This window comes from Bartonella sp. CM86QHHN (genome assembly GCF_042194695.1).
Lineage (GTDB): Bacteria > Pseudomonadota > Alphaproteobacteria > Rhizobiales > Rhizobiaceae > Bartonella.
Genome location: NZ_JBHIND010000075.1, coordinates 1 through 1432 on the forward strand (window position 1 = coordinate 1; position 1432 = coordinate 1432).

At 32.7% G+C, this 1432-nt stretch carries 2 protein-coding genes; one reads left to right on the top strand and one right to left on the bottom strand.

Annotated elements, in window-relative coordinates; all coding sequences use genetic code 11:
- On the bottom strand, positions 1–437 hold a 437-nt coding region (locus tag ACFIKX_RS08490; protein ID WP_375661240.1), incomplete at its 3' end, for a hypothetical protein.
- A gap of 370 nt (positions 438–807) precedes the next feature.
- Here ACFIKX_RS08490 and ACFIKX_RS08495 point away from each other — a divergent pair.
- A complete protein-coding gene (locus tag ACFIKX_RS08495) occupies positions 808–1134 on the top strand; it encodes a hypothetical protein (protein WP_273721234.1) in 327 nt (108 codons plus the stop codon).
- Positions 1135–1432: the final 298 nt, after the last annotated feature.

Here is a 1432-nt window from a genome sequence, read left to right on the forward strand (position 1 = left end):
ATCTCTTGCTTCAGTTGTTTAATTTCCTCGTCGTCGCGTTCTTCAATCTCTTGCTTCAATTCTTTAATTTCCTCGTCGCGTGATTGAACATCTGCTTTTAGTGCCTGTATCTTTTCACTTTTCCGTTTAAACTCTTCTCGGTACGCATCTATCTTTTGTTTCAGTTCTTTAATTTCCTCGTCACGTTCTTCAATCTCTTGCTTCAGTTGTTTAATTTCTGCTTCAGACTTTCCTATATCCGCATCACATTCATAAATTATATTTCTATTCCCTAATATAAAATCAGTATTTACCTTTTTTACTCTTGCCATAAGATATTGAATCTCCTCTGAAAGAGCCTTAACCTGCGCGCGATAATACAAAGCAATACGAAACATCACTCCGCTTAAGAGCAAAACTGAAACCACTGCTATCCATAAAATTTCATTCGAACTCATCTTTATCTCCTTAATGCTGTAAAGTTTCTCCGGTGTGATCAACACCGCAGCTCTTGCAAATTTTCGACATTGGGGGGTGNATAGTTCAGAAGCATAATTTGATACTTAGCTGGTATAATTCCGCCTTTACCCTCTAGTTTTTTTAAAGGATAAGTCCATTTATAAACAGCAGACACATGGCATTGAGAAATCAATGACACACGTTTCGCACCGCCTAAATATTTTATAATCGTACCTGCTGAATTTTTGATATTCATTTTAATTTCTCTATTTATCAAACGGGCATTTATTCGATTATAGAAAAAATGTCAACATTTTTTCTAAAATAGAAATGTTGATATTTTTTAAAACAATAGGAATATTGATAAGTATGGATATTCAAAAAGAAATAAAAATTTGGGCAAATGAAAAACTTAAAACAATGGGTCATGGGTCCCGAACTGAATTAGCTAAACATATGGGACTTCATACATCTGTTGTATCTAAAATGCTTTCTGTCGATGATGATAAAGAAAGTAGAAGCATATCTGCTGATGAACTCGTTAGATTAACTTCATTTTTTAAAGCTCTCCCCCCTCATTTTATACCCGATAATTGTGATGATTATTTTTTAAAATTATATTCCTCGGCAAAGCCAGAGCATAGAAAAGCCGTCATTTCTTTTCTGCGATCTTTGCAAGAAGAAGATGGAAAATAACCACCCGTTTTTGCTCATTTGTTAATGACGAAAATATTTTTAGAGCTTTTTTAGACTGCTTCATACAGAATTTTCTCCACATTGAAATGAAAATTAAATTACTTTTTTGTGTAGACTATTTGTCTATTACTAAAAAAATTTTTTCTGTTTTAGAAAAATTATATTGACTTATTCTAAAATCGAAAATATGTTCACTCCATATCTTAGAAAATAACTTTTGCCAATAGGCAGTATGGAGGCATTTGTGAATAAACCAGTGTTTATAAATTCTGATGAAATTCTCTTAGTGATGTGCGAA